24 protein-coding genes and 1 pseudogene are annotated in these 19743 nt (G+C 72.6%); 14 read left to right on the plus strand and 11 right to left on the minus strand.

Features of this window, described 5'->3' with window-relative positions; translation table 11 throughout:
• Positions 1-69 precede the first annotated feature (69 nt).
• From OHA30_RS28655 to amaP, 5 genes are all read left to right on the plus strand, one after another.
• Positions 70-579: an Asp23/Gls24 family envelope stress response protein gene (locus OHA30_RS28655; protein WP_328916764.1), complete on the plus strand. Its 510-nt coding sequence runs from the start codon at positions 70-72 to the stop codon at positions 577-579.
• 64 nt (positions 580-643) lie between these two features.
• Positions 644-832, plus strand: a complete 189-nt coding sequence (locus OHA30_RS28660; protein ID WP_328916765.1) for a hypothetical protein — start codon at positions 644-646, stop codon at positions 830-832.
• Complete coding sequence (locus tag OHA30_RS28665) at positions 832-1200, plus strand: Asp23/Gls24 family envelope stress response protein (RefSeq protein ID WP_328916766.1); 369 nt, start codon at positions 832-834, stop codon at positions 1198-1200. Before OHA30_RS28660 ends, OHA30_RS28665 begins: the two co-directional genes overlap by 1 nt.
• Positions 1197-1895 carry a DUF6286 domain-containing protein gene (locus OHA30_RS28670; protein WP_328916767.1) on the plus strand — a complete coding sequence of 233 codons (699 nt, stop codon included), beginning with the start codon at positions 1197-1199 and terminating at the stop codon, positions 1893-1895. The genes OHA30_RS28665 and OHA30_RS28670 overlap by 4 nt, the downstream gene beginning before the upstream one ends.
• 10 nt (positions 1896-1905) lie before the next feature.
• Positions 1906-2502, plus strand: coding sequence for an alkaline shock response membrane anchor protein AmaP (gene amaP / locus OHA30_RS28675; RefSeq protein ID WP_328916768.1), 597 nt, complete (start codon positions 1906-1908; stop codon positions 2500-2502).
• 28 nt (positions 2503-2530) lie between these two features.
• Here the strand turns inward: amaP and OHA30_RS28680 are convergent, their stop codons facing one another.
• The 4 genes from OHA30_RS28680 to OHA30_RS28695 all read right to left on the minus strand — a co-directional run bounded on the left by OHA30_RS28680 (position 2531) and on the right by OHA30_RS28695 (position 6803).
• Positions 2531-4318 (minus strand): glycoside hydrolase family 15 protein, encoded by a 1788-nt coding sequence (locus OHA30_RS28680; RefSeq protein ID WP_328916769.1) that lies wholly within the window; start codon positions 4316-4318, stop codon positions 2531-2533.
• A 71-nt stretch (positions 4319-4389) separates the two neighbouring features.
• Positions 4390-5268 (minus strand): SURF1 family cytochrome oxidase biogenesis protein, encoded by an 879-nt coding sequence (locus tag OHA30_RS28685; RefSeq protein WP_328916770.1) that lies wholly within the window; start codon positions 5266-5268, stop codon positions 4390-4392.
• A 90-nt stretch (positions 5269-5358) separates the two neighbouring features.
• Positions 5359-5610, minus strand: coding sequence for a hypothetical protein (locus OHA30_RS28690; protein WP_328916771.1), 252 nt, complete (start codon positions 5608-5610; stop codon positions 5359-5361).
• A gap of 191 nt (positions 5611-5801) precedes the next feature.
• Positions 5802-6803: a DEDDh family exonuclease gene (locus tag OHA30_RS28695; protein WP_405785106.1), complete on the minus strand. Its 1002-nt coding sequence runs from the start codon at positions 6801-6803 to the stop codon at positions 5802-5804.
• A gap of 131 nt (positions 6804-6934) precedes the next feature.
• Here OHA30_RS28695 and OHA30_RS28700 point away from each other — a divergent pair, with 131 nt between their 5' ends.
• A complete protein-coding gene (locus OHA30_RS28700; RefSeq protein WP_328916773.1) occupies positions 6935-7114 on the plus strand; it encodes a hypothetical protein in 180 nt (59 codons plus the stop codon).
• Positions 7111-7800: a lysoplasmalogenase gene (locus tag OHA30_RS28705; RefSeq protein WP_328916774.1), complete on the plus strand. Its 690-nt coding sequence runs from the start codon at positions 7111-7113 to the stop codon at positions 7798-7800. Before OHA30_RS28700 ends, OHA30_RS28705 begins: the two co-directional genes overlap by 4 nt.
• A 7-nt stretch (positions 7801-7807) precedes the next feature.
• Here the strand turns inward: OHA30_RS28705 and OHA30_RS28710 are convergent, their stop codons facing one another.
• Positions 7808-8029: a hypothetical protein gene (locus OHA30_RS28710; protein WP_328916775.1), complete on the minus strand. Its 222-nt coding sequence runs from the start codon at positions 8027-8029 to the stop codon at positions 7808-7810.
• 309 nt (positions 8030-8338) lie between these two features.
• Here OHA30_RS28710 and moaA point away from each other — a divergent pair, with 309 nt between their 5' ends.
• Positions 8339-9328, plus strand: a complete 990-nt coding sequence (gene moaA, locus OHA30_RS28715) for a GTP 3',8-cyclase MoaA (protein ID WP_328916776.1) — start codon at positions 8339-8341, stop codon at positions 9326-9328.
• 103 nt (positions 9329-9431) lie between these two features.
• On the opposite strand, the pseudogene OHA30_RS28720 reads toward moaA, so the two are convergent.
• Together OHA30_RS28720 and OHA30_RS28725 are read right to left on the minus strand one after the other, a co-directional pair.
• Positions 9432-9647, minus strand: a pseudogene (locus OHA30_RS28720) (hypothetical protein); the annotation flags it as partial.
• 225 nt (positions 9648-9872) lie between these two features.
• The gene (locus tag OHA30_RS28725) at positions 9873-10232 is read right to left on the minus strand and encodes a DUF3099 domain-containing protein (protein ID WP_328916778.1); all 360 of its coding nucleotides are present in this window, start codon (positions 10230-10232) and stop codon (positions 9873-9875) included.
• A 245-nt stretch (positions 10233-10477) separates the two neighbouring features.
• Here OHA30_RS28725 and OHA30_RS28730 point away from each other — a divergent pair, with 245 nt between their 5' ends.
• Complete coding sequence (locus tag OHA30_RS28730; protein WP_328916779.1) at positions 10478-10765, plus strand: GlsB/YeaQ/YmgE family stress response membrane protein; 288 nt, start codon at positions 10478-10480, stop codon at positions 10763-10765.
• A 97-nt stretch (positions 10766-10862) separates the two neighbouring features.
• On the opposite strand, the gene OHA30_RS28735 is transcribed toward OHA30_RS28730, so the two are convergent.
• The 3 genes from OHA30_RS28735 to OHA30_RS28745 all read right to left on the minus strand — a co-directional run bounded on the left by OHA30_RS28735 (position 10863) and on the right by OHA30_RS28745 (position 14426).
• Entirely contained in the window at positions 10863-11417 is a 555-nt protein-coding gene (locus tag OHA30_RS28735; protein ID WP_328916780.1) for an RNA 2'-phosphotransferase, read from the minus strand.
• Positions 11418-11422: 5 nt separating this feature from the next.
• On the minus strand, positions 11423-12814 hold the full coding sequence (locus OHA30_RS28740; protein WP_328916781.1) for a metallopeptidase TldD-related protein: 1392 nt from the start codon (positions 12812-12814) through the stop codon (positions 11423-11425).
• 88 nt (positions 12815-12902) lie between these two features.
• Positions 12903-14426, minus strand: coding sequence for a TldD/PmbA family protein (locus OHA30_RS28745; protein ID WP_328916782.1), 1524 nt, complete (start codon positions 14424-14426; stop codon positions 12903-12905).
• Positions 14427-14654: 228 nt separating this feature from the next.
• Here OHA30_RS28745 and OHA30_RS28750 point away from each other — a divergent pair, with 228 nt between their 5' ends.
• The 3 genes from OHA30_RS28750 (at position 14655) to fabI (ending at position 17192) form a co-directional block, all read left to right on the plus strand.
• Entirely contained in the window at positions 14655-15563 is a 909-nt protein-coding gene (locus OHA30_RS28750; protein ID WP_328916783.1) for a lytic polysaccharide monooxygenase auxiliary activity family 9 protein, read from the plus strand.
• A gap of 136 nt (positions 15564-15699) precedes the next feature.
• Complete coding sequence (fabG, locus tag OHA30_RS28755) at positions 15700-16419, plus strand: 3-oxoacyl-[acyl-carrier-protein] reductase (RefSeq protein WP_328916784.1); 720 nt, start codon at positions 15700-15702, stop codon at positions 16417-16419.
• Between the two features lie 5 nt (positions 16420-16424).
• Positions 16425-17192 (plus strand): enoyl-ACP reductase FabI, encoded by a 768-nt coding sequence (fabI, locus tag OHA30_RS28760; RefSeq protein WP_328916785.1) that lies wholly within the window; start codon positions 16425-16427, stop codon positions 17190-17192.
• A gap of 294 nt (positions 17193-17486) precedes the next feature.
• Here fabI and OHA30_RS28765 read toward each other — a convergent pair whose 3' ends face one another.
• Positions 17487-18170, minus strand: a complete 684-nt coding sequence (locus OHA30_RS28765) for a FadR/GntR family transcriptional regulator (RefSeq protein WP_328916786.1) — start codon at positions 18168-18170, stop codon at positions 17487-17489.
• A 22-nt stretch (positions 18171-18192) separates the two neighbouring features.
• Here OHA30_RS28765 and OHA30_RS28770 point away from each other — a divergent pair, with 22 nt between their 5' ends.
• Together OHA30_RS28770 and OHA30_RS28775 are read left to right on the plus strand one after the other, a co-directional pair.
• A complete protein-coding gene (locus OHA30_RS28770) occupies positions 18193-19503 on the plus strand; it encodes a CynX/NimT family MFS transporter (protein WP_328916787.1) in 1311 nt (436 codons plus the stop codon).
• 42 nt (positions 19504-19545) lie between these two features.
• Positions 19546-19668, plus strand: coding sequence for an SGM_5486 family transporter-associated protein (locus OHA30_RS28775; RefSeq protein WP_328916788.1), 123 nt, complete (start codon positions 19546-19548; stop codon positions 19666-19668).
• The last annotated feature ends 75 nt before the right edge of the window (positions 19669-19743 follow it).

The following is a 19743-nucleotide window of genomic DNA, read 5'->3' on the forward strand; positions in this document are numbered from 1 at the left end:
CCCCGGCACTACGGGGCATGCGCACATAGTCTGGGGTACGGAGCAGCCCATACGAAGGGACGACTCGCGATGACTGACAACGCGCAGCACAACAGGCCCGAGCCGGAAGGCTCCTCCTCGCACTCCGAGGGCAGGACGCTCGACAAGGGCAGTGGCGGCGGAGGGCGCAAGGTGCTGGGTGACCCGGCCACCCGCGGCCGTACCACGATCGCCGACGGGGTGGTGGAGAAGATCGCCGGACTCGCCGCCCGCGATGTGGTGGGCGTGCACGCCATGGGCACCGGGCTGTCCCGTACCTTCGGCGCGGTACGCGACCGGGTGCCGGGCGGCAACCGGCAGCAGTCCGTCACCCGTGGGGTCAAGGCGGAGGTCGGCGAGGTGCAGACCGCGCTCGACCTGGACATCGTCGTGGACTACGGCGTCTCGATCGTCGATGTCGCCCGCGCGGTGCGGGAGAACGTCATCGCCGCCGTCGAGCGGATGACCGGCCTTGAGGTCGTGGAGGTCAACGTCGCGGTCGACGACGTGAAGCTTCCCGACGAGGAGGACGACGACGAGCGTGAGCAGCGCGTTCAGTAACCGCGACAGCGGACCGGACCGAAGGGGAGTGCGCGGGAATGGCTGAGGGGACGGAGAGCGCGGGATGAGCATGGCGGTGATCGGTCTGGTCGTCGGAATGGCACTCGGATTCGCCGGATACTTCGGCGGGTTCGGGGCCTTCCTTCTGGTGGCGGCGCTCGGCGCGGTCGGGTTCGTGGTGGGCAAGTTCATCGACGGCGACATCGAACCGGGGGAGTTCTTCCGGTCGCGCGACCGCGACCGGCGGCGCTGATGACGGCGGCGCTCCCCTCACAACTGCCGCCCGCGGAACGCGGCGCGCTGCGGATCGCGGACCGGGTGATCGCGAAGATCGCCGCACAGGCCGCCGGTGAGGCGCTCGGTGACGCTCCGGGCGCCGAACTGGTCCCGCGCGACGCGACCCCGCACGCCTCGGTGTCCGTCCGCAAGGGCACCGCCCGGCTGCGGCTGTCCCTGGAACTCGGCTACCCCGCCGACATCGGCGCGGTGTGCGGCACCGTACGACGTCATGTCGCCGGCCGGGTCGAGGCGTTGACCGGTCTGGCGGTGCCCGAGGTGGCCGTGGAGGTGGAGCGGCTGCACTCGGCTGTCGGCCGCAAGGACGAGGGAAGGGTGCAGTGAGCGACACCGGACCGGTCCCCGGGCCCGGGCAGGAGCCCGAGCCGACCGAGCAACTCCCCACCGGACTCGGCACGCGGACCGCCGTCCCGGACCGACAGCCCGCGGGCGCGGTGCAGTACGCGCCGACCGCCGAGGAGGAGGGCGGTTCGGCGGCCAAGCGCTTCTGGTCCGGCCGCCGGATCCCCGCCGCCGTCACCGCCGCCGTCGGCCTCGGCCTGTCCGGCCTGTTCCTCTACGACGTGGCCTCCGTGCGCGCCGACCGCGAGGCGATGAGCTGGCGAAAGACCCTCGCGCGTGAACTGGCCACCCGGCACCTGGACAACGTGTGGATCATCGTCGGCGCCGCGGTGGCCTCCGTGCTCGGCCTGTGGCTGCTGCTGCTCGCCCTGACCCCCGGCGAACGCGGAGTGCTCCCCATGGCACGCCGAGGCAGCGAGGGCGTACGGGCCGGGCTCGACCGCCACGCGGCCGAACTCGTGCTGCGCGACCGGGCGATGGAGGTGCCCGGAGTGCGCTGGGCCCGGATCGGCGTCGGCCGGCGCCGGATCAAGGCCCGCGCCAACTCCCACTTCCGTGAACTGGACGAGGTGCGCGAGGACTTGACGAACGCGCTCGACGACGCCGTACGGCAGCTCGGGCTGGCCCGGCCGCCGCGGCTGAGGGTGCATGTCCGAGCGGCCGAGAAGAAGGCGTAGGAGAGGGCCGATGCGCACCACACTCAACCGGGTCCTGCTGGGACTGATCGGCCTGATCCTGCTCTTCGTGGGCCTGTCCGTTCTCATCGGCGGCCTCGACCTCCAGCGCCACTGGAACTTCGGCATGCCCGGCGGGTGGCCGTGGACCGGGCCCAAGGACGTACTGCTGAGCGCCCACAACCGCACCCGCTACCGCTCGCACGGCTGGTGGTGGCCGGTGGTCATCGCCGTGCTCGCCGTCCTGATGCTGGCCGCCCTGTGGTGGCTGCTCGGCCAGGCGCACCGCCGGCGGGTGCGGCAGATCCAGGTGGACAGCGGCGACGGGCAGGGCGCGCTGCTGCGCGGCCGGGCGCTGGAGCACGTGCTGGCCGCGGAGGCCGAGTCGTACGAGGGCGTGGAGTGGGCGCACGCCACGCTGGTCGGCGGACGCGGCGCGCCCGAGGCCCGTATGGTGCTGGGCCTGGCCCCGCACGCCACCCCCAGGGAGGTGGCCGCGAGCCTGGATTCGTCCGTGCTGGTCCGCGCGCGTGACTCGGCCGGTCTTGACGCGCTGCCCGCCGAGGCGAGGCTGCGGGCCGTCAGACACCGGGCCCGCCGGGTGAGTTGAGACGCCCTGCGGCCCCGCGTGAGCGCTGTCAGCAGCGCTTGACCGCCGTGCCCGAGAGCGTCAGCGCGCTGTTGACCAGACCGATGTGGCTGAACGCCTGCGGGAAGTTGCCGAGCAGGCGTCCGGCCACGGGGTCCCACTCCTCCGAGAGCAGCCCCACGTCGTTGCGCAGCGACAGCAGCTTCTCGAACAGGCCCACGGCCTCGTCCCGCCGCCCGGTGGCGTGCAGCGCGTCCGCGAGCCAGAACGAGCAGGCCAGGAAGGCCCCTTCACTGCCCGGCAGCCCGTCGACGCTGCCCGAGTCGGGGGTGTAGCGCCGTACGAAACCGCCGTGGTCCAGCTCGCGCCTGACCGCGTCCACCGTGCCGGTCACCCGGCGGTCGGTCGGCGGCAGGAAGCCCACCTGGGGGATGAGCAGCGTGGCCGCGTCCAGCTCCTGCGAGCCGTACGACTGGGTGAAGGTGTTGCGCTCGGCGTCGTAGCCCTTCTCGCACACCTCCGCGTGCACCTGGGCGCGCATGGAACGCCACAGGTCCACATTGCCGCGCAACCCGGGCTGGGACTCCAGGGTCCGTACCGCGCGGTCGGCGGCGACCCAGGCCATCACCTTGGAGTGCACGAAGTGCCGGCGCGGGCCGCGGACCTCCCACAGGCCCTCGTCCGGCTCGTGCCACTTGGTCTCCAGGAAGTCCATCAGCGAGCGTTGCAGGTTCCAGGCGTGCGACTCGTTGTCCAGGCCGCTGTTGCGGCCCAGGAAGAGGGAGTCCATCACCTCGCCGTAGACGTCGAGCTGGAGCTGCCCGGCGGCCGCGTTGCCGACCCTGACCGGCGCGGAACCCTCGTAACCGCCCAGCCAGGGCACCTCGTACTCCGGGAGCCTGCGCTCGCCCGCGATCCCGTACATGATCTGCAGATCGGCCGGGTCGCCCGCGACCGCGCGCAGCAGCCAGTCCCGCCAGGCCCTGGCCTCGGTCAGGAAGCCGCTGGACAGCAGGGCGTTGAGGGTCAGGGCGGCGTCGCGCAGCCAGCAGAAGCGGTAGTCCCAGTTGCGCACCCCGCCGATCTCCTCGGGCAGCGAGGTGGTCGCGGCGGCCGCGATGCCCCCGCTGGGCGCGTACGTCAGGGCCTTGAGGGTGATCAGCGAGCGTACGACCGCCGGGCGCCACGGCCCCTCGTAACGGCAGTGCGCCGACCAGGCCAGCCAGTCCTCCAGGCAGCCGTCCAGCGCGGCGTAGGGGTCGACCCGCGGCGGCGGCTCCTCGTGCGAGGGGTTCCAGGTCAGTATGAAGGCGACCTTCTGGCCCGCGCCGACCGTGAAGTCGGAGTACGTACGCAGGTCCTTGCCCCGGGTCGGCACATGCGGTTCGCTGCGCAGCCACACCGAGTCGGGGCCCGCGACGGCGACCCGGTGGCCGTCGGTGCGGCGCATCCAGGGCACGACACTGCCGTAGTCGAAGCGCAGCACCAGCTCGCCGCGCATCGCGACCTCGCCGGAGACGCCCTCGACGATCCGGATCAGGTCGGGGGCCTTGTCGCGCTGCGGCATGAAGTCGGTGACCTTGACGGTGCCGGTGGGCGTCTCCCAGACCGTGTCGAGGACGAGCGTGTCGCCCCGGTACGCGCGGCTGGTGGACTGCGTCGCGCCGACCGGCGCCAGCCGCCAGCGGCCGTTGTCGCGGTCGCCGAGAAGAGCGGCGAAACACGCGGCGGAGTCGAAGCGCGGCAGGCACAGCCAGTCCATGGAGCCGTCCCGGCCGACCAGCGCGGCGGTCTGGAGATCGCCGATGATCGCGTAGTCCTCGATACGTCCTGGCACCTGTCCGCCTCGCCGCCTTCGTGTGGGGAATCGCCTGTACGCGTATCAGCGTGCCCGGTGGGCCGGCGTGCTCACACCGTGAGCGGGACGCTGCCTTCGGGCTCCTGAGGGGTGTCGGGGCCGTCCGGGGAGCCGCCGTCCCCCGGAGCGCCGCCGTCCGGGCCGTCGCCCGCGGCGCGCTCCTTCGCGGCGCGGGCCGCGAGCAGTTCGGCGCGGTCGCGGCGCATCAGGATCACCCAGCCGACCGGCACCATGGCGGAGAACAGCCACCACTGGATCGCGTACGCCAGGTGCGGGCCGATGCTGCTGTGGTCCGGCTCCGGGATCAGCTCGGGCTGTGTTCCCTTGGGCCCCGGCGAGGTGGAGACCAGCTCCATGTAGCCGCTGACCAGCGTCTCCGGTACGTCGCCCGCCACCGTTCTGCTGCCGATGAGCATGATCTGACGCGGCGGCAGCCCGTGCTTGTTCCGGATGCCGGTGGCGCCGGAGGTCTCGTCGGGCCGCAGCCGCCCGGTGACCGTGACCTCGCCGGAGGGCGGGGCCGGGATCTTCGGGAAGTGGGTGATGTCGTCGCCGGGGGAGATCCAGCCGCGGTTGACCAGCACCGCCCGGCCGTCGTCCAGCACCAGCGGGGTGATCACGTGGTAGCCGACCTGCTGGCCGTCCGCGGCCGTACGCTGCCGGGCGACCACCTCGTGCGCGGTGTCGTAGTGCCCCTTGGCGGTCACCGCGCGGTAGAGGTCCCGGTGCGGGAGGACGGCGCCGGGGTGGGTCACCGACTCCAGCGGGACCGGCGGGGTTCTGAGGCTGGCCGAGATGATCTTGTTGTTCGCCACCCGGTGCTCGTGGCGGTGCAGCTGCCAGTAGCCCAGCCTGATCATCGTCGGGATCATGACCAGGCCGAGGAGGGTGAGGATCACCCATTGTTTGGACAGCAGGAAGCGGTACACCCCACGACGGTACAACTCGGCCGCGGGGCCGCGGCGGGGAGGGGGTGGATAGGCGGCGGGCGGCGTCGGGCCGGTGGCGGCGGCCGGGGCTCAGGCAGGGGCGGTGGTGCCGACCCGGTCGACGATGCCCTTGCCGCCCTCGGCCTTGGCGCAGTGACCGCCGCAGTACCAGCGGCCGTCGACGTCCACCCCGTGGCCGACGATCCGCACCCGGCAGTGCTCGCAGATCGGGGCCATCCGGTGGATCGCGCACTCGAAGCTGTCGAAGACATGCACCGCGCCCGCGGCGTGCACCTCGAAGCTCATCTCGTAGTCGTTTCCGCAAACCTCGCATCGGGCCATGAGGCACAGGCTGCGATCACGGCTCCGCCGGGGCAACACAGCACGCGGGCGCGCCACCGGGGAACCACCCGAACGGCACTCCCGGGGGCGGCGGCCGCTCCGGTGGTCCGAGCTGTTCCGGCCGCCTCGGCCGGTTCAGCCACCTCGGCCGGTGTTCGGCCGGTTCAGCCGCCTCGGTCGGTTCGGCCGTCTCAGCCGTGGACGTCGGGGGCCGGGACGACGGCCTTGAGCAGCTCGGAGAACTGCCGCTCGTCGATCACCGGGGTGCCGACCTGACGGGCCTTGGCGACCTTCGTGGTGGGGGAGTCCGGGTCGTTGGTCACCAGCACGCTGGTCAGCCGGCTCACCGAGGAGGCGACATGCAGCCCCGCGTCCGTGGCCCGGTCCTCCAGCAGCTCCCGGTCGATCCCGGTGTCCCCGGAGAACGCCACCCGCATCCCCTGTACCAGCGCCCCGCCCGGCTCCAGCCTGCCCGGGTTCGGATACGGGCACGGGGGCCGCTTGCGGGCCGGCCGCCAGCCCATGGCCCGGGGGCCTGAGCCGTGCAGCGAGCCGTAGCGCGGGGCCGGTACCGGGGCCGCGGAGTCCACCCACTCGGTCAGCGGCCGGCACGCGTGCAGCGGCAGCGGCAGCGCGGCGGCCGCCGCCAGATGCAGGCTCGGCCGGAACGCCTCGGCCAGCACCCGGGCGTCGTCCAGCGCGTGGTGCGCCCTGCGCTGCCGCACCCCGTAGTGCGCGGCCAGCGACTCCAACTTGTGGTTGGCCAGGGGCAGTCGCAGCTCCTTGGAGAGCACGATCGTGCACAGCCGGTGCTCCACCGGGGCCACGGACTGCGCGCGGGCGTACTCGCGGGCCAGCATCGACCAGTCGAAGACCGCGTTGTGCGCCACCAGCACCCGGCCCGCGAGCCGTTCGGCCAGCTCGGCGGCGATCTCGGGGAAGAGCGGCGCGTCGGCGAGCATCGCGCCCGTCAGCCCGTGGATCCACACCGGACCCGGGTCGCGCTGCGGGTTGACCGGGGAGTACCAGTGGTCCTGGACCTCGCCGCGCGCGTCCAGCCGGTAGACCGCCGCGGACACTATGCGGTCGTCCCGGCCGAGTCCGGTGGTCTCCACGTCGACCACGGCATAGCCCTCGGGGTATCCGGCGGGCCACGGGGTCGGCGGCGGCTGCTCGGTCAGGTTGTCCAGCATGGTCATTGAGAATAAGGGTCGGCACCGACACCCCGTGCCACCCCTCCCTCCGGAACCGTTCCGCGCGGAAATCCTTACCAGTCGGTAACCAGGTCTGGCGGGCGGTGCGCAGCCGCCCTTATCGTGCGCTCATGCCGCAACCGCCCGACGCCGCGCCGTGGTCGACCCCCGCGTTCGCGCTGCTCACCGTCGTGGGGACGGCGGGCGGCCGTGTTCACCCCGACGAGGACGGCGACGAGGACGCAGGCCAGGACGCCGCCGGTCACGCCGGGTTGCCCGCGGGCTCGACGGCCGGGGAGCGGGAGGAGTGACGCGGCCACCGGGCGCGGAGGTACGGGCCCGCGTACCGCGGGAGTTGGCGCCCGCGCTGCCGGCCCTCTTCGTGGGCGTACTGGAACTGCATCTGACCGCCATCAGCGCGGACTGGCACCTCGTCAGGGCGGTCACCAAGCCGCTGCTGATGCCCGTGCTGGCCGCGCTGGCGTGGACACGGTCGGCCCCGCGCGGGCTGCTCGCCGCGCTGGCCTGCGGCTGGGGCGGCGATGTCCTGCTGGAGATCGGCGGCACCGTACCGTTCCTGCTCGGCATGGCGTCCTTCGCCACCGGGCACGTCTGCTACCTGCGACTCTTCGCCCGGCGTGGCGCCTTCGCGGGCGCCCGGCGGGCCGTGGCCGTCCGCTGCGCCGCCTACGGCGTGGTGTGGGCGGCGCTGATCTCGCTGCTCGTCCCCGGTCTCGACCCGGGGATGCGGGTGCCCGTCGCCGCGTACAGCCTGCTGCTCGCCGCCATGGCCGCGGGCGCGTACGGGCTCGGGCGGCGCGCCGCACTCGGCGGCGCCCTCTTCCTGCTGTCCGACACCCTCATCGCGACCGGCCTCGCGGACTGGCCGCAACCGCCCGACGGCGACGTCTGGATCATGCTGACCTACGCCTGCGCCCAGATGCTGCTGACCGTTGGCGTGCTCGCCGCGGCGCCCATGGTCGAAAGGACCGGCTGACCGCCGCTCAGGGGCGGCGGTCGGCGCGCAGCGCCGCGATGCTCAGCAGCGGCAGCCGTACCCGGTACATCTGCCGGTGCCCGGTCGCGGCCGGTACGGCCGTGAGCGGCCGGGGGACCGGCAGCGCGGCGGGCAGGGTGACGCTCCCGTACGGCCTGCGGGCCGGAAGCTGCGGCTCGGACGGCGATGGCTCGGACGGCGGCGGGGGCGGAGGCGGTACGGCGTTCACGGCGGCGGTCCTCGGGGTGCTGCGCGGACAGGTGCACTGCTCAACGAACCGGTCGGGCCCGGGTGTCGCCCCTCCCCGGGCCGTCTTGCGACCGTCGCGCCGGCGGGGTCCGGCGGGCGTCTCCTGGGCCCGCGCCCGGCGTCCCGGGCCGTCCGGCGAGGGCTGTCCCGCCGCGTTGTCGGCGGCGGGACATAAGGTGGATGGGACAGACCGGGAGCGACCGGAAGCAGACAGGACACGAGCCGGGAATCGGCGGGAACCACCGGACAAGGCATCGGCGCACCGCGTGCCGGGAAGGGCGGACGGACCGTGCTCCTCGACACCTACGGCCGCGTGGCCACCGACCTGCGCGTCTCCCTCACCGACCGCTGCAATCTGCGCTGCACGTACTGCATGCCCGAAGAGGGCCTGAGCTGGCTGGCCAAGCCCGACCTGCTCACCGACGACGAGATCGTACGGTTGGTGCGCGTCGCCGTCACCGAGCTGGGCGTCACCGACGTACGTTTCACCGGCGGCGAACCCCTGCTCCGGCCCGGCCTGGTCGGCATCGTGGAGCGCTGCGCCGCCCTCGCACCGCGCCCCCGGCTCTCCCTCACCACCAACGGCATCGGCCTGCGCCGGACCGCCGAAGCCCTGCGCGCGGCCGGCCTCGACCGGGTCAATGTCTCCCTGGACACCCTGCGCCCCGACGTCTTCCGCACCCTGACCCGCCGTGACCGCCACCACGACGTCGTGGCGGGCCTCGAAGCCGCCCGCGCCGCCGGGCTCACCCCCGTCAAGGTCAACACCGTGCTGATGCGCGGGGTCAACGACGACGAGGCGCCCGCACTCCTGAGCTGGGCCCTCGACCAGGGCTACGAACTGCGGTTCATCGAGCAGATGCCGCTCGACGCGCAGCACGGCTGGCAGCGTGCCGAGATGGTCACCGCCGACGAGATCCTGACCGGTCTGCGGACCCGCTTCCGGCTCGCCCCCGAAGGCGAGTCCGTCCGTGGCACCGCGCCCGCCGAGCGCTGGCTGGTCGACGGCGGACCGGGCCGGGTCGGCGTGATCGGCTCGGTCACCCGGCCCTTCTGCCGCGCCTGCGACCGCACCCGGCTCACCGCAGACGGCCAGGTGCGCAACTGCCTGTTCGCCCGCGAGGAGTCCGATCTGCGCGGGGCGCTGCGCTCGGGTGCCTCCGACGCGCGTCTGGCCGAGCTGTGGCGGGCGGCGACGCGGGGCAAGAAGGCGGGCTCGGGCCTTGACGACCCGGCGTTCCTCCAGCCCGCGCGGCCCATGTCGGCGATCGGCGGCTGAGCGGGTATCAGCGCTCGGCGGCGGGCGCGGCGGGCTTCCCGGCGGCCCCGGTGGATTCGGCCGCTTCTGCACCTTCGGCGGCTTCGGCGGTGGTGCCCGCGCCCGGCTCGGCACGCCGCTCCCACTCCGCCAGGGTCACCACGTCCTTGAGGAAGCCGCGTATGCCCAGGAACTGGGACAGATGCTCACGGTGCTCCTCGCACGCCAGCCAGGTCTTGCGCCGCTCCGGCGTGTGCAGCTTCGGGTTGTTCCAGGCCAGCACCCACACCGCGGGGGTACGGCAGCTCTTGGCCGAGCAGGTCGGCGTCTCGTCGCTCACGTCACCCAGTAAACATGGCGACGCCGGGCAGCCACGGGGGGAGCTGCCCGGCGTCGGTCCGTCGCTCCGACGGGGGATGCGGAGCGCGTACGCAGTATGTCACGCGCCCTGCTCGCCGTGGAGGGGGAATTCCATGATTGATCTGAGCCTTCCTTGAGGTTCGCGGCCCGTCCCCACAGGTCCGGACCAGGGTGACGGATCCGGTCCGCGCCGCTGGTCACCGACTCAACCCGCCTCGGGACGCTCCGCGACCGGCTGCTCGGCACGTTCCGCCGCGGACTCCACTTGTGTGGCCTCCAGGGCCGGGCGCACCGGGGTCGGAATGAGCGAGGAGGGCAGCCCCGGGGCGCTCTCCCGGCCGGCGTTGGCATAGACCACCGCCACATACGGCAGCAGCGCGCCGATCACCAGGGTCGCCCAGGCCAGCGGACGTTCCACGTTCCACAGCACCACGGTGAGGATCACCGAGAGGGTACGGATCGACATCGAGATGATGTACCGCCGCTGCCGCCCCCGGACGTCCTCGGTGAGGCCGGCCCGCGCCCCCGTGATCCGGATGACTGCCGGAGCGCCGCGCTTCCGCATCCCGTTCCTCCGCCTGACCGATGCGCCGGACCGTGCTGATCACCGGTCACAGCGCCCCGGTCCGCCTGGTCCCACGGTACGCCGCGAGGTGCCCGCGCAGCAGGGCGGGGGAGGGCACCGCGCGCGTTCCGGGGCTGCGCCGTACGCAGGACGCTCACGCCCGACATGCGGCGTACCCCGGCCGGACGCACACTGACGGCACGAGTACCGGGCGCGTGCCGTCCGGTCACGAGGAGGCGAGCGTCATGGGCTGGTTGTGGGCGATCATCGTCGGTCTGGTGCTGGGGCTGATCGCCAAGGCGATCCTGCCGGGCAAGCAGAACATCCCGCTGTGGCTCACCGTGATCTGCGGCATGGGCGGCGGCGTTCTGGGCAACGCCGTGTCGGGCTGGATCGGTGTGCGCGACACCAAGGGCTTCGACTGGACCCGGCATGTGCTCCAGCTCATCGGCGCCATCGTGTTCGTCGCCGTCGCCGACGCGGTGTGGTCGGCCATCAAGGGTCATCGCACCGACACCACGACCTCGGTCTGACCCCGCACGCCCCTGAACGTGGTCCCTGACCTCGTGGTCCCGGACCGCGCACGCCCCTGACCGCGCACGCCCCTGACCGTACGAGCCCCGCCTCGCGTCACCTCGCCGGGAGCTGCCGCAGCCGCTCCGGCGGTATCCGGTCCGTGAGCCACACCCCGTTGGCGCTGACCCGGAACACATGGCCGGTGGCGGCCAGCCCGGCGGCGTCCACCTCGAGCACCACCGGACGGCCGTGCCGCGATCCCACGCGCACGGCCGTCTCCTCGTCCGCCGACAGATGGACGTCCTGCCGCGACATCGGCAGGAGTCCGTCGCGCAGGATCAGCGGCAGCGTGGCCGCCGCCGTCCCGTGGTAGAGCACCGCGGGCGGCTCGGCGGCGGGCAGCCCCAGCTCCACCGCCACCGAGTGCCCCTGACTGGCCCTGATCCGGCGGCCGTCCGCCGAGTACGCGAACCGCTTCTTGTTGTTGTGCGCCACCACGTGGTCCAGCTCGGCCCGGGAGAAGCGCCGGCCCCGCGCGGCGCAGGCGCCGATCAGCTCGTCCACGTCCACCCAGCCGGCGTCGTCCAGCACGATGCCGACCGACTCCGGCCGGTGCCGCAGCACCATCGACAGGAACTTCGACACCTTGACCGTGCGCTTCTCCTCCACCGGTGTCAGACCCCCTTGCTGACCGAGCTCATGTTGAAGTCCGGGATCCGCAGCGCCGGCGCCGCCGCCCGGGTGAACCAGTCGCTCCACTCGCGCGGCAGCGTCCGCTCGGTGCGGCCCGCCTCCGTCGCCCGGCCCAGCACGTCGACCGGCGACTCGTTGAAGCGGAAGTTGTTCACCGCGCCTGTCACCTCGCCGTTCTCCACCAGGTAGACGCCGTCCCGGGTCAGGCCGGTGAGCAGCAGGGTGGCCGGGTCGACCTCACGGATGTACCACAGGCAGGTCAGCAGCAGTCCGCGCTCGGTGGCCGCGACCATCTCGTCCAGCGTGGCCCCGCCGCCGCCGTCCAGGATCAGGTTGTCCCCGGCGGGCGCGACCGGCACCCCGGTCAGGCCCGCGCTGTGCCGGGTGGTGCTCAGCTGGTGGAGGGCGCCCTCGCGCACCCAGTCCACCGGGCCGATCGGCAGCCCGTTGTCGAACACCGACGAGTCGTCGTCCGAGGAGTGCGCGATCACGAAGGGCGCCGACTCCAGGCCCGGTTCGTTCGGGTCGCTGCGCAGGGTCAGCGGCAGCGCGCTCAACCGCTCGCCGAGCCGGGTCCCGCCGCCCGTCTTGCTGAAGACCGTACGGCCCTCGGCCGCGTCGCGGGCGCCGGACGACCACAGCTGGTAGATCAGCAGGTCGGCGACGGCCGTCGGCGGCAGCAGCGTCTCGTAGCGGCCGGCCGGCAGCTCCACCTGCCGCTCCGCCCAGGTCAGCCGGCGGGCCAGATCCGCGTCGAGCGCGCGCGGGTCGACATCGGTGAAGTCCCGGGTGGAGGTGCCCGACCAGGCCGACTTCGTACGGTCGGGCGACTTCGCGTTGACCTCAAGGGTGCCGGTGGGCTGGTCGTGGCGCAGCCGCAGCCCGGTCGAGGTGCCCAGATACGTCGAGGTGACCGTGTGGTGGGCGAAGCCGTACAGCTCCCGGCCGCCCGCCTTGGCCGTGGCGAACGCCTCACCGAGCGCGGGTGCGAAGGACGCGAACACCTCGGAGCCGGTCTCGGCGGGCGGCTCGGTGAAGGCGGCCGACCGCGGCACTCCGGACACCAGCGGCTGGGCGTCCTCCGCGGGGCCCGCCTCCCGGGCCGCCGCCTCGGCCGCCCGGATCAGCGGCTCCAACTCGTCCGCGGTCACCGCCGAGCGCGACACCACACCCGAGGCGGCGCCCTTCCCGCCGTCGATCGTGGCGATCACCGTGAGCGTACGGCCCCGGGTGACGCCGTTGGTGGTCAGCGCGTTGCCCGCCCAGCGCAGATTGGCGCTGGACTCCTCGTCGGCGATCACCACGCAGCCGTCCGCCCGGGACAGGTCGAGGGCCCGCTCGACGATCTCGTGCGGCTTGGTCGTACGGCTCATCCTCTGTCTCCATTCGCTTCTCCGCCCGGGCGGCGAGTGTGCCGGTCACCGGTCGCCGTCAGGCCGCCGGCCTGGCCTGCGTGGCTGATCAACGCCCGGCCTCCTGCGTGGTGTTGAGAATGCTGACGCCGCGGAAGAGCGCCGAGGGGCAGCCGTGGCTGACCGCCGCCACCTGGCCCGGCTGGGCCTTGCCGCAGTTGAACGCGCCGCCGAGCACATAGGTCTGCGGGCCGCCGACGGCTTCCATCGAGCCCCAGAAGTCGGTGGTGGTCGCCTGATAGGCGACGTCCTTGAGCTGGCCCGCGAGTCTGCCGTGCTCGATCCGGAAGAAGCGCTGCCCGGTGAACTGGAAGTTGTAGCGCTGCATGTCGATCGACCAGGACCGGTCGCCGACCACATAGATCCCGCGCTCCACCCCGGCGATCAGCTCCTGCGTCGAGGGCCCGTCGGGCGCCGCCCGCAGCGACACGTTCGCCATGCGCTGCACCGGCACATGGCCGGGCGAGTCCGCGTACGCGCAGCCGTTGGACCGCTCGAAGCCGGTGAGCCGGGCGATCCGGCGGTCCAGCTGGTAGCCGACCAGCACCCCGTCCCTGACCAGGTCCCAGGACTGGCCTTCCACGCCCTCGTCGTCGAACCCGACGGTGGCCAGGCCGTGTTCTGCCGTGCGGTCACCGGTGACGTTCAGCAGCGCGGACCCGTACTTCAGCGTGCCGAGCTGGTCGAAGGTCGCGAAGGAGGTGCCCGCGTACGCCGCCTCGTACCCCAGCGCGCGGTCCAGCTCGGTGGCGTGGCCGATCGACTCGTGGATCGTCAGCCACAGATTCGACGGGTCGACCACCAGGTCGTACGTGCCCGCCTCGACCGAGGGCGCGCGCATCTTCTCGGCCAGCAGCTCCGGGATACGGGCCAGTTCGCCGTCCCAGTCCCAGCCGGTGCCGGTCAGATACTCCCAGCCGCGGCCGACCGGCGGGGCGAGGGTGCGCATCGAGTCGAAGCCGCCGCTGTCCGGGTCGACGGCCACCGCGTTGAGCACCGGGTGCAGCCGGACCCGCTGCTGGGTGGTCGTGGTGCCCGCGGTGTCCGCGTAGAACTTGTTCTCCTGCACGGTCAGCAGCGAGGCGTCCGCGTGGGAGACGCCCTCGGCGGCGAGCAGCCGGCTGCTCCACTCGGCGAGCAGCGCGGTCTTCTCGGCGTCGGGCACGTCGAACGGGTTGGTCCCGTACGACGAGACCCAGGTCCGGTCGGCGTGCACCGGCTCGTCGGCCAGCTCCACCCTCTCGTCGGACCCGGCGGCCGTGATGACCTTCGCGGACAGCTTGGCCATCGCCACCGCCTGCGCGGCCACCTTCGCCGCCGCGTCCATCGTCAGATCGACCCCGGAGGCGAACCCCCAGGCCCCGCCGTGCACCACCCGCACGGCATACCCGAGGTCGGTGGTGTCCGAACTCCCGGCCGGCCGGGCGTCCCGCAACCGCCAGGACGCGCTGCGCACCCGCTCCAGCCGGAAGTCCGCGTGCTGCACGCCCAACGCACGCGCACGCGCCAGGGCGGCATCGGCGAGTGCCCTCAGCGGCAACGCCAGGAATGACTGATCGACCTCATGAGGCACGACGAACTTCCCTTCGCTCTGCGTCTTCGCAGTGAATCATGTCGTCGTGACTCCCGGCGCGGACATTTGCCCGGCCTGTGGATAACTCCGGCTCCCCCGTTCGACGGTTTGTCATGCGGTAATACGGCCATACCCCTTGAGTCTGGTCCAGACCAATCCCTATGCTCGGGGTGCCGCCCTTTCTTGTCAGTACAGCAACAACGTATGCCCGACAAGGAGCACCCCCACATGTCAGTTCGTCGCAAAGCCGCCGCGGTCGGGGCCGTTGGGGCCGTGACCCTGGTGGTCGCCGGGCTCACGCCCGGAACGGCCAGCGCGCACGGGGCGTTGAGCACGCCCGTCAGCCGCATCGCCGCCTGCTACGCCGAAGGACCGGAACACCCCCAGTCCCAGGTGTGCAAGGACCTCGTCGCCATGAGCGGCACCCAGCCGCTCTACGACTGGAACGAGGTCAACATCGCCAACGCCGACGGACAGAGCCGTCAGATCATCCCCGACGGCCACCTCTGCTCGGCCAACCGCGACAAGTACAAGGCCCTCGACATGGCCCGTACCGACTGGCCGGCCACGCCGGTCACCGCCGGGTCCACCAACGTCCAGTTCAAGGTCACCGCCCCCCACCGCGGCACGATGACCCTGTACATCACCAAGCAGGGCTACAGCCCCACGCAGCCGCTGAAGTGGTCGGACCTGGACACCACCCCGATCGCGGTCTACGACACCGCCGTGACCGCCCCCGGCTACTACTCCTTCACCGCCAATCTGCCCGCCAGGACCGGCCGGCAGCTGATCTACCAGGTCTGGCAGCGCAACGACAGCCCCGAGGCCTTCTACGGCTGCGCGGATGTCGTCTTCGGACAGACCGCCCAGGCGGCGAAGGCCGCCACCGCGGACATCGCCAAGGCCCCCACCGACGCGCAGATCGTCGCCGGTGAGGCCAAGTCGACGGTCGTCCACCACGGACACGGCGGTGACCAGGCCGTCACCTCCACCACCGGCGACCTCGCGACCAGCAATGTGGCCGCCAGCAGCAGCACCCTGGAGACCGCGCTTTCCGGCAGCGCGGTACTGGCCGCCGGCACCGTCGGCCTGCTCGTCTACAGCCGCCGCCGGGCCACCGCGCGTATGAAGGGATGACGCCCGGCCGCCCCCGTCCACTGTAGGAAACCCACAGGGTCCACGGGAGCAGCCTGTCGGGGCCGATTCCCCGGAACGGTGCCGGGACCGATAGCTTTTCACGGAGAAACTCACGTCCTAGGGAAAGAGTGATCCGTTGAGCCGCTCGGTTCTCGTCACCGGAGGAAACCGGGGCATCGGCCTCGCCATCGCCCGGGCTTTCGCCGACGCGGGCGACAAGGTCGCCATCACCTACCGCTCGGGCGAACCGCCCGCCGACCTCGTGGAACTCGGTGTCCTGGCCGTGCGGTGCGACATCACCGACACCGAGCAGGTCGAGCAGGCGTACAAGGAGATCGAGGAGAAGAACGGCTCCGTCGAGGTACTGGTCGCCAACGCCGGCATCACCCGCGACCAGCTGCTCATGCGCATGTCCGAGGAGGACTTCACCTCCGTCCTCGACACCAACCTCACCGGTACGTTCCGGGTGGTCAAGCGCGCCAACCGCGGGATGCTGCGGGCCAAGAAGGGCCGGGTCGTCCTGATCTCGTCCGTGGTGGGCCTGCTGGGCTCCGCCGGGCAGGCCAACTACGCCGCCTCCAAGGCCGGTCTGGTCGGCTTCGCCCGCTCGCTCGCCCGCGAGCTGGGCTCCCGCAACATCACCTTCAACGTCGTGGCCCCCGGCTTCGTGGACACCGACATGACGCGCGTCCTCACCGACGAGCAGCGCGCGGGTATCGTCGCCCAGGTGCCGCTCGGTCGCTACGCGCGCCCGGAGGAGATCGCCGCGGCCGTGCGCTTCCTCGCGTCCGACGACGCCTCGTACATCACTGGAGCCGTCATCCCCGTTGACGGCGGATTGGGCATGGGTCACTGATCACCATGAGCGGAATCCTCGACGGCAAGCGCGTCCTCATCACGGGTGTGCTGATGGAGTCCTCCATCGCCTTCCACACCGCCAAGCTGGCCCAGGAGCAGGGCGCCGAGATCATCCTGACCGCCTTCCCCCGGCCCACGCTGACCGAGCGCATCGCGAGGAAGCTGCCGAAGCCGGTCAAGGTCATCGAGCTGGACGTCACCAACGGCGAGCACCTCGGGCGGCTCACCGACGTCGTACGCGACGAACTCGGCACGCTCGACGGCGTCGTGCACTCCATCGGGTTCGCGCCCCAGGACGCGCTCGGCGGCAACTTCCTCAACACGCCCTTCGAGTCCGTCGCCACCGCGATGCACGTCTCGGCGTACTCCCTGAAGTCCCTCACCATGGCGTGCCTGCCGCTCATGGAGAACGGCGGCTCGGTCGTCGGCCTCACCTTCGACGCGCGGTACGCGTGGCCGCAGTACGACTGGATGGGCCCGGCCAAGGCCGCGCTCGAAGCGACGTCCCGCTACATCGCGCGCGACCTGGGCAAGCAGAACGTGCGCTGCAACCTGATCTCGGCGGGGCCGATCGGCTCCATGGCCGCGAAGTCCATCCCGGGGTTCGGTGAGCTGTCCGACGTCTGGAACCACCGCTCCCCGCTGGAGTGGGACATCAGCGACCCCGAGCCGGCCGGCCGCGGCGTCGTCGCCCTGCTCTCCGACTGGTTCCCCAAGACTACGGGCGAGATCATCCACGTCGACGGCGGTCTGCACGCCATCGGGGCGTAACGCTCGCGCTGGGCGGTTTGCCTGTTGTCGGACGGAGTCCGGCCGGCCGTCCGATGCCCGGGAGGCCCGTCAGGGCCGAGGGGTGTGAGGGCGGCGATGGAGACGGGGTCGACGGGCGAGATCATCCACGTCGACGGCGGCCTGCACGCCGTCGGGGCGTAACGCTCGCGCTGGGCGGTGAGCCTGTTGCCGGACGGAGCCCGGCCGGCCGTCCGATGCCCGGGAGGCCCGCCAGGGCGGCAGCCGAGACGGGGTTGAAGCGCCTCGCGTCCATGGACGCGAGGCGCTTCGACGTCACTGCGGGGACGCGGTGAAGCGGCAGGAGAAGGCGTGCTCCCGGGCCTCCGCCGCCGCGCGGACCGGATCGGCGGCGCGGATCGCGGCGACCAGACGCGCGTGGTCCACATGGTCCTCGGGCCGCAGCTCCGGCCCGACGTCCGCGTGCAGGAAGTCCCGCAGCACCGCGCCCAGGTCCGCGTACAGCTCGGTGAGCACATCGTTGTGCGAGGCGGCGACCACCGCGAGATGCAGCGTCGCGTCCGCCTCGACGAAGGCGTGCGCGTCCCCGGAGTCCCAGGCCCGCTCGCGCCGCTCCAGCAGCGCGTCGAGGTGCCGCAGCTCCTCCTCCCCCCGGCGCTCCGCAGCCAGCGCGGCGGCCGTCGCCTCCAGCGAGCCGCGCAGCTCCGCCACGTGCAGCGGGTCCGCGTCCGCGAACCTCCGCTGCATCACCCCGGCCAGCTCACTGGTCGCGACCACATACGTGCCCGAGCCCTGCCGGATGTCCAGCAGTCCGTTGTGCGCGAGCGCCCGTACCGCCTCGCGGACGGTGTTGCGGGCCACCCCGAGCCGGTCGACCAGCTCGGGTTCTGTGGGGATGCGGAAGCCCACGGGCCAGGCCCCCGAGGTGATCTCCGCCCGCAGTCGGGCGATGACCTGATCGGCGAGGGTGGCGGAACGGGGCATGGGTCCGAGATTCATCCCATCATTCTATGATGGGTGGATGCGCCACGACGAATCCCTCGCCCTCGACCCGGCGACGACCCCCGCCGACCCCGTCCCCACGGCTCCCGCGAACCCCGCGAACCCCCCGGCACGCGGGAGGCGCGACCCCGCACCCTGGGTGCGCCGTGTCGTCGTCACCGGCCTGCTCCTCGCCGCCGTCAACCTCCGCCCGGGCATCACCAGCCTCGGCGCCCTCCTGAAGGAGGTGCGCGACGGCCTCGGCATGAGCGGCACCATGGCCGGGCTGCTCACCTCCGTGCCCTCCTTCTGCTTCGCGCTCTTCGGCTTCGCCGCGCCCCGGCTGGCCCGCCGCTACGGCCCCGGAGCCGTCATCTGCGCCGGCATGGTCGCCATCACCGCGGGCCTCGCGCTGCGCCCGCTCGCCGGCGGCGCCGCCGTCTTCCTCGCCATGAGCACCCTCGCGCTGGCCGGCATCGCCGTCTCCAACGTGCTGATGCCGGTCATCGTCAAGCGCTACTTCCCGCACCGGGTCGGCGCCGTGACCGGCCTGTACTCGATGGCGCTGTCGCTCGGCACCGCCCTGGCCGCCGCCGTCACCGTGCCGCTCACCGACGCCATGGGCCACAGTTGGCGGCTCGGCCTGGGCATGTGGGCGGCGCTCGCCGCCGTCGCCGTACTGCCGTGGCTGCCCCTGGTACGCGACCGGGTGGGCCCGGCCCCCGCCGCCCCGGCCCCGCACCTGGCGCCGGCCGCGCGGGACGGCGAGGACGGCCGGATCACCCGCAGCCGTACCGCCTGGACGATGGCCGGCTTCTTCGGGCTCCAGGCCACCGCCGCGTACATCACCATGGGCTGGATGCCGCAGATCTTCCGGGACGCCGGGATCTCCGCCGACCGGGCCGGGCTGCTGCTCGCGATCACCATGGTCATGGGCGTGCCGCTCTCCTTCGTGCTGCCGCCGCTCGCCGCCAGGATGCGCGCCCAAGGGCCGCTCGTCGTGATCCTGGGCGCCTTCGGGCTGGCCGGGTACGCGGGCCTGTGGGCCGCGCCCGCCGCCGCGCCCTGGGCCTGGGCGCTGCTGCTCGGGATCGCCAACTGCTCCTTCCCGCTGGCGCTGACGATGATCGGGATGCGGTCGCGCTCCGGCGCCGGGGTCGTACGGCTGTCGGCGTTCACCCAGAGCACCGGTTATCTGATCTCCATACCCGGGCCGATCCTGGTCGGCGCGCTCAACCAGGCCAGCGGCGGCTGGGGGCTGCCGATCGCCCTGATGGCCGCGCTGATGGTGCCGCAGATCGTCTGCGGCGTGCTGGCCGGCCGCAACCGGTACATCGAGGACGAACTGTGACCCGCGTGCGGGCCGCCGTACGGGCGGTGGGAGACTGACGCCATGCCCGTTCTCGAACCGAACCCCCCGCAGAGCCAGCGCCGGCTGCTGATCCTCCTCGGCCTGATGCTCGGTGTGCCCGCGCTCGTCGCGGTGATCGCCACGTTCGCCGCCCGCATGGGTTAGCCGCCTCCCGCGGGCCGCCCGCCCGGCGCCGACCCCGAGCCGGGGGTGGGGACAACCCCACCATCCCTAGGGGGT

Source organism: Streptomyces sp. NBC_00223 (assembly GCF_036199905.1).
Lineage (GTDB): Bacteria > Actinomycetota > Actinomycetes > Streptomycetales > Streptomycetaceae > Actinacidiphila.